Consider the following 7,096-nt stretch of genomic DNA (forward strand, 5'->3'; position numbering starts at 1 on the left):
CGTCAATGCTGCTTGCTGCAAGCCGGATCGGTTCCGCGCCGCTCGGCCGAATCGCACCAGTAACCCGGCCGCCACGCTTCGAACGTGACGGCTTTCGCCGCATCGGCGCGCGTGACGCGCACCGGGTCGGCTTTCAGCGCATCGCCGTTCGGGTCGTCGTTGAGCCGCCAGTTCCGCATGACTTCGCGATGGAACACCCACGTGCGGTGCGCGGCGTCGTAGCGAAACGTCACGCGGTCGCGCCAGTGGCTCGGCCCCGCGAATACGCCCTGTTCGACCGTGAAGGTGCGGGGTTCGACCGTGAGCGCATTCTCGGCGACGCCATCGAGATACGGGTCGCCCATCCCGCCTTCGTCGGCTTTCATGATCACGGTGTCGTTGCGCGCCGCGAGCCGGTAGTGCCCGTCCTTGCTCGGCAGGAAGATTATCAGCGGACGCGGCGATGCGTTGCGCATCGAATCGCCGGGCTGGTGCGCGACGACCACGTAGCCGATGCGGGAGCTGTCGGTCAGGCGCCCCGACGCGGCATCCAGCGCTTCGTAGCCGGCGGGAAGCTGCGCGACGATGTCGTCCGGAAGGGCGGGTGTATCCGGGCAACGGATTGAAGAAGGTGTATCGCCGCACGTCGCGGCGTAGGTGCCGCCGATGCCGAACGTCAGCAGCGCGGCGACGAGGCATCCTGTGATGCGGGAGATCGTCATGCGGATCGGGTCTGGAGGTCGCACTGCGAAAGCCGGCGCACACGCGCCGACTCGTCTCGCCGCAGCGCGGGTTGATCGTTCGTCGGGGGCGCAGTGTAACCGGTCATGCGCGCTTGCGCGTCGGCCTCGGGGCCGGCACGGGCGCGGGCGCCGGCGGTGCGTCGGCCTGCGCGCACAGCCGGTCGAGCATCCGTTGCGCGGTGCCCGCGCAATCCTCGCCCGCCGGCTTGTTCTCGATCTCGTCGATCAGCGTCTCGAGATGTTGCCGGTTCTGCGCGAGACGCTGTTCGAGCAGCACGATTTCGTCGACCTTGTGGCGCAGCGCGACGAGCAGTTCGTCGCGCGGCCACGCGCCGAGATCGGGCGGCAGCAGCGCGCGGATTTCGTCGAGCGCAAAACCCGCGCGCTGCGCGCGGTCGATGATCGCGAGCCGCGTCAACGCTTCCGACCCGTATTCCCGATAACCGTTTGCCTGGCGTCGGGCCGGTTCGAGCAGGCCGCTCGCTTCGTAGAAGCGGATGCGCGACGCCGCGATGCCGCTGGCGCGTGCCAGTTCGCCGATTTTCATGCGGTGCTCCGAGGGGGCTTGACCTTGAAGTTGACTTTAAAGTTATCGTTGGGCATCGTCAATCGAGGGTGCCCTCCATGAACCTGTTTACGCCGCTGACACTGCCCAACGGGGCGGTGATTCCGAACCGTCTGGCCAAGGCCGCGATGGAAGAGAACATGGCCGATGCGAACCACGCGCCATCCGACGCATTGCTGCGCCTTTACCAGGCGTGGGCCGACGGCGGGGTCGGCCTGATCCTGACCGGCAACGTGATGGTGGACGGCCGCGCGATGACGGGGCCGAACGGGGTCGTGCTCGAGAGCGACGCGCATCTCGGCCGCTTCCGTCGCTGGGCGGAGGTGGCGCGCTCGGGCGGCGCGCACGTATGGATGCAGATCAATCACCCGGGGCGCCAGATGCAGGCGGCGCTCGGCCAGACGACGCTCGCGCCGTCGGCCATACCGCTCGAGCTCGGTGCGCTGTCGAAGCAGTTCCCGGTGCCGAAGGAGATGACGCAAGCCGATATCGACGATGTGCAGCGGCGCTTCGTGCGCGCCGCGCAGCTTGCGCAGCAGAGCGGCTTTACCGGTGTGGAGATTCACGCGGCGCACGGCTATCTGCTGAGCCAGTTCCTGTCGCCGCTGACCAATCGCCGGCAGGACCGGTGGGGCGGCAGCATCGAGAATCGCGCACGCCTGCTGCTCGATATCGTGCGGGACGTGCGTGCGACGGTGCCGCCGGAATTTGCGGTCGCGGTCAAGCTGAACTCGGCCGATTTCCAGCGCGGCGGCTTCAGCGCCGACGATGCGAAGCGCGTGGTCGAACTGCTGAATCCGCTGGGCGTCGATCTCGTCGAACTGTCGGGCGGCAGCTATGAAGTGCCGGCGATGCAGGGCGAGGCGCGCGACGGGCGCACGCTGGCCCGCGAAGCGTATTTCCTCGAATTCGCGCGCGACATCACGGCGGTCGCGCAGATGCCGCTGATGGTCACGGGCGGCATCCGGCGCCGCGCGGTGGCCGAGCAGGTGGTGGACAGCGGCGTGGCGATGGTCGGCATCGCGACCGCGCTGTCGATCGACCCGAACCTGCCGCGCGACTGGCGGGCCGGCAAGGACAGCGCGCCGGTGCTGCAGCCGATCCGGTGGAAGAACAAGGCACTGGGTGCGCTGGCCAACATGGCCGTCGTCAAGTTCCAGCTGACGCGGCTCAGCGAAGGTCGGCGCACGCATCCGCAGGTGTCGCCGCTGCGCGCGCTGGTCAGGCAGCAACTGGCCGCGCAGTGCCAGACGCGACGCTACCGGAAGTGGATGGCGGGGCGCGCGGCAGGCACGCGGTGATGTGCGCCGCCGTGCCTGTGCCGGCGGCACGCGCGCCGCGTCAGAACCGGTAGTTCGCGAGCACTTCGAGCCGCCGGTCGTTGCCGAGCAGGTACTGCGTCTCGTTGTAGTACGCGGACTGCACGAAGCGGCGATTGAACACGTTGTACGCGCGCGCCGTGATCGTCGTGTCCTTGCGCGGCTTCCACGCGAGGCCGAGGTCGACGGTGGTGTACGACGGCATCACGAGCTGGTTCGCGGTATCGGCGAAGCGCTTGCCGACGTACTTGACGCCCGCGATGCCCGTCCAGTCCGGCGCGAAGCGCCAGCTCACCCACAGGTTCGCGAGCCGCTGCGGCACCGACACCGGCACGTTGCCCGCGCGCGAGACCGTCGTGCCGCCGGACGTTTGCTGGAAGTCGTCGTATTTCGCGCGCAGGATCGACACGTTCGCGTCGACGCGCCAGTCCTTCGCGATCTCCGCGCCGACCGTCGCCTCGAGCCCGCGCGACGACTGCCGGCCGACCTGGATCGACTGGTTCGGGTTCAGCGGATCGGCCGTCAGCAGATTGCTCTTGACGATCCGGTATGCCGCGAGCGTCCATTCCGCCTTGCCGTCCAGGAACGACTGCTTCACGCCGATTTCGATTTGCCGGCCGGTCGCGAGCGTGAAGTTGGCCTTCGACGCATTCAGCGACAGCAGCGAGCTGATCGGGTCGGCCGCGACCGAATACTGGCCGTAAACGGCGAGGCCGGGCTTCACGTCGTACACGGTGCCGATGCGCCAGCCCGTGTTCGCGAACACCTTCGTGAACGCGCCGCCGTTCACGAGATCGTCGCGATTCACGCTCGCGTGGTCGTAGCGCAGCCCGCCGATCACCGACCAGCGCGGCGTGATTGCCAGCCGGTTCTCGGCGAACAGCGCGTACTGGTTCGCCTGGCTGCGGTACTTCGGATAGGTGCCGGCCGTGTTGATGAAGCTGCCCGGATCGAAGCTGAACGGGTCGACCGTCGACGTGCCCGAATAGGGCGCGTTGTTGTCGTGCTGGAACGTCGTGTGATTGAACTCGACACCCGTCGAGAACGTGTTGCGCATGCCGAGCAGCGCGGTGGTCACGGTGGCCGCCGTCACGTTCCCGTACTGCTCCTGGTCGTGGAAGATTTCCGTGTAGCTGCTGCGCCGGACCTGCGCGGTCGACGGCAGGTACGCGTAGTACTCCGCGTCCTTCCAGTGACGGTTGCTCTTCATCCGGTACAGCGTGCTCGTCACGTTCAGGCTGTCGCTCGGCTGCCAGTTCGCCGATACCGTCGCCCAGCTGTCGCGGAACGCGATGTCGCTGTCGCCGACGTTGTAGTTCTTCTTGTCGAGCGCGCGATCGCGCGCGCCGTTGACGAGCGGCACGCCGAAATACTGCATCGGATGCTGGAAGCCCTGCGCATACGACGCCGTCACGTACAGGTCGGACGTCACGTCGTAGCGCAGCGCACCGGAGATCGACAGGTTGCGGGAGTTGCCGCGGTCCACCCAGTTCGACGAACGGTTGCCGCTGATGTCGAAACGGTACGACAGCTTCTCGTTGATCGCGCCGCCGCTGCCGAACGCGACCCGCGCCGTGCCCTCGGTGCCGCCGCCCGCCTGCAGCTCGTTGCGGATCGGGCCGCGCGTCGGCTTCTTCGGGACGATGTTGACGACACCGCCGATCGCCCCTTCGCCGTAGATCACCGAAGACGGGCCGCGCAGCACGTCGATATGGTCGGCCGACCACGTATCGAACGGAAAGGTGATGCCGATCGCGCCGTACGGGCGCACGCCGTCATAGAGCTGCGTGACCGACGACGCGCCGACGAAGCCGCGCGCGCCGAGCTCCGAGCCGCCGTTGCCGGGATGCGGCGATGCGCTGATGCCGGCGGCGCGGCTCACCGCGTCGACGATCGAACTGTCGCCGCGCGTGTCGAGCGTCTTGCGATCGATCTGTTCGACGCTCGCGGGCGTTTCGAGCGACGACAGGCCGAGACGGCTGCCGGTGTCGAGCGGTTGCGTGAGCGGCGTTGCCTTCTGTGCGTTGACGCGAATCGGTGCAAGCGTGGCGCCGGCGTTCGCGGCGTCGCTTTCCTGGGCCTGCCCGGCCGGCGCGAAGGCCGCGAGCAAGGCGGCGGGCAGCATCGAACTGAACTTCATGTTTCGGTTTCCTTTGAATCTGTGTAACGAGCCATGCCGCAGGCGGCGCATCAGAACGCGTACCGCATGCCGGCGAACACGCTGCGTCCTTCGCCCGGATAGAAGATCGCGGTATTCGCGGTGCGGGCATCCGCGACGGTGCTGACGTCGCTGACGTAGCGCTTGTTGGTCAGGTTGCGCGCGTCGACGAACAGCGACAGTCCGTTGCGGAAGTCGTAGCCGGCCTGCAGCCCGAGCAGCGCGTAGCTCGGCACGCGCAACGTGTTCGCATCGTCGGCCCACGCGCCTGACGGCACCCAGTCGAGCGTGGCCGCGATGTGGAAGCCGCTCGGGCACGCGTAACCCAGCGTCGCACGCAGCACGTTCAGCGGCACGCCCGCGATCCGGTTGTTGCCGTACTGCGGGTCGTTCTTGAAGCGGAAGTCGTTCAGGTTCCAGATGCCGGACAGCGTGACCTTGTCGCCTACGCCGCGGCCGGTGACGTTGCGCAACAGTTCGACCGACGCACCGGCCTCGATCCCCTGCAGTACTGTCTTGTTCGCATTGAACGTCGCCGCCGGCACGTCCGGGTTCGTCGTGTACTGCAGCAACTGGTCGCGCACGAGCGAGCGATAGGCGGTCACGTCCCAGCTCACGCGCTCGCGCGAGCCGCGCGTGCCGAATTCGATCGTCCATGCGTGCTGCGCCGCGAGTGGCGTGAAGCGCGTCGTGTTCGAGAAGGTCTGCGTGAGGTCGGTGAAGTCGGGCACGTCCTGGCTGCGCGTGATGTCGACGTAGGCCTGGGTGTTCGCGTCCGGCTGCCACAGCAGCCCGAGCTTCGGATTGACGCCGCTGTAGCTCGCATTCGTCGAGCGGTAGTTCGGGTCGCGCGGCAGCCCGCCGTTATCGATGTACTCGCGCACCGAGTGCAGCGCCTTCACGCCGGTCATCAGCGCGACGGTCGGCATGAAGAACAGCCGGTTCTCGACGTACGCTTCATAGTTGAACGCCGTCTGCGTCGAGTCGAGCGTCTGCGCGCCCTTGTTGCCGTTGACGTTCACGTACTGGTTCGCCTGCGTGCGGCCGCCGAAGAAGCGCGCGCCGACGATCAGGTCGTTGCGCATCCCGCCGAGGGTCAGGCGGCCGGTGTAGCGCGGCGCGAAACCGTAGGTCCAGCCGTCCTGGTCGAGCGCCTGGAAGATCGGGTGATAGAGGCTCTTGTGAATCGCCCACGTGTCGAATTGCAGTTCGCCCGAATCGAGCTTCACCGTCGTGCGGTTGGCGATCCGCTCGGTGCGCGTGTTGCGCGCCTGATCGCCCGATATCGCGTTCGGCGCCGCCCTGGTCGGATTGTTCAGCGCGTCGGACAGCGACAGCGTGCCCGGCAGCAGCTGGTCGACGACGTACACGCCGACGTAGAAGCGCGTCTCGACGGCCGGGCTGAACCGGTAGCCGACGTTCGCATTGAACTGCTCGTATTGCCCCTTCGCGTGATCGCGATAACCGTCCGAATGATTGACGCTGAAGTTCGCGAGGAAGTCGAGCGGGCCGAGCACGCGCGAGATCTGCGCGCTCGTGCGCACCGTGCCATAGCTGCCGCCTTCCACGCGCACGATGTTCGGCGCGTCGGCGGTGTGGGCGGTCGGCGTGACGAAGTCGATCGCGCCGCCGAGGGTCGACGCGCCGTACGCGAGGCCGTTGCCGCCCTTGTAGACCTGCACCGCCTGCAGCGCGAGCGGATCGATCTGGTAGTAGTCGCCGCTGCCGTCCGCGAGGTTGGTCGGGATGCCGTCCTGCAGGATCTCGAGGCCGCGCGTGTGATACGAGCGGGCAATCCCCGAGCCGCGGATCGACAGGCGCAACTCCTGGCCGTAGCGGTTCTCGACGAACACGCCGGGCACGTCCTTCAGCACGTCGCGCAGCGTGAAGGCGTAGGTGTTCTGGTAGCTGTCGGCATCGACGAAGCCCACCGAGCCGACCGTCTGGTCGAGCGTGCGTTTCAGGTCGACGGTCGATTTCGACGTCAGCGAGTCCGCCGCGCGAGTTGCGTTGACGTTGATCGCGGGCAGTGTCGATGCAATCGGCGCGTCGGTCGGCGCGGCGCCTTGTGCGCATGCGGCTGACGCGGAGAGCACGGAGATCGCGCCGGACAGCGCGACGGCAATACGGGTCAAGGGAAACATGTCGTTGTACGTATGGTTGGGGTGACGATGATGAAACGGACACGATGCGCGTCATGCGCGGCGCCGGCCGCCGCGCGTGGTCACGCGCGCGGGCTCGGCATCGGACACCGGCAGGGCGGGCAGGCGAAGCGGACGGCACCGCGCGATGTGCGGCGACGCGGTCGCGAGGTGCGTCAGGCGCGGGAGGA

At 67.6% G+C, this 7,096-nt stretch carries 5 protein-coding genes; 1 reads left to right on the forward strand and 4 read right to left on the reverse strand.

Annotated features, from left to right (window positions below):
* Positions 1-2: 2 nt before the first annotated feature.
* Both DPV74_RS37375 and DPV74_RS37380 read right to left on the reverse strand, forming a co-directional pair.
* On the reverse strand, positions 3-701 hold the full coding sequence (locus DPV74_RS37375) for a hypothetical protein (protein ID WP_119339002.1): 699 nt from the start codon (positions 699-701) through the stop codon (positions 3-5).
* A gap of 103 nt (positions 702-804) precedes the next feature.
* On the reverse strand, positions 805-1,269 hold the full coding sequence (locus DPV74_RS37380) for a MerR family transcriptional regulator (protein WP_060064716.1): 465 nt from the start codon (positions 1,267-1,269) through the stop codon (positions 805-807).
* A 77-nt stretch (positions 1,270-1,346) separates the two neighbouring features.
* Here DPV74_RS37380 and DPV74_RS37385 point away from each other — a divergent pair, with 77 nt between their 5' ends.
* Positions 1,347-2,588 carry an NADH:flavin oxidoreductase/NADH oxidase family protein gene (locus DPV74_RS37385; protein ID WP_119339003.1) on the forward strand — a complete coding sequence of 414 codons (1,242 nt, stop codon included), beginning with the start codon at positions 1,347-1,349 and terminating at the stop codon, positions 2,586-2,588.
* 40 nt (positions 2,589-2,628) lie between these two features.
* On the opposite strand, the gene DPV74_RS37390 is transcribed toward DPV74_RS37385, so the two are convergent.
* Both DPV74_RS37390 and DPV74_RS37395 read right to left on the reverse strand, forming a co-directional pair.
* Complete coding sequence (locus DPV74_RS37390; protein WP_119339004.1) at positions 2,629-4,746, reverse strand: TonB-dependent siderophore receptor; 2,118 nt, start codon at positions 4,744-4,746, stop codon at positions 2,629-2,631.
* Positions 4,747-4,796: 50 nt separating this feature from the next.
* Positions 4,797-6,908 carry a TonB-dependent receptor domain-containing protein gene (locus DPV74_RS37395; RefSeq protein WP_119339005.1) on the reverse strand — a complete coding sequence of 704 codons (2,112 nt, stop codon included), beginning with the start codon at positions 6,906-6,908 and terminating at the stop codon, positions 4,797-4,799.
* Positions 6,909-7,096 lie beyond the last annotated feature (188 nt).

This window comes from Burkholderia sp. HAN2018 (assembly GCF_024704855.1).
Taxonomy (GTDB): Bacteria; Pseudomonadota; Gammaproteobacteria; order Burkholderiales; family Burkholderiaceae; genus Burkholderia; species Burkholderia cepacia.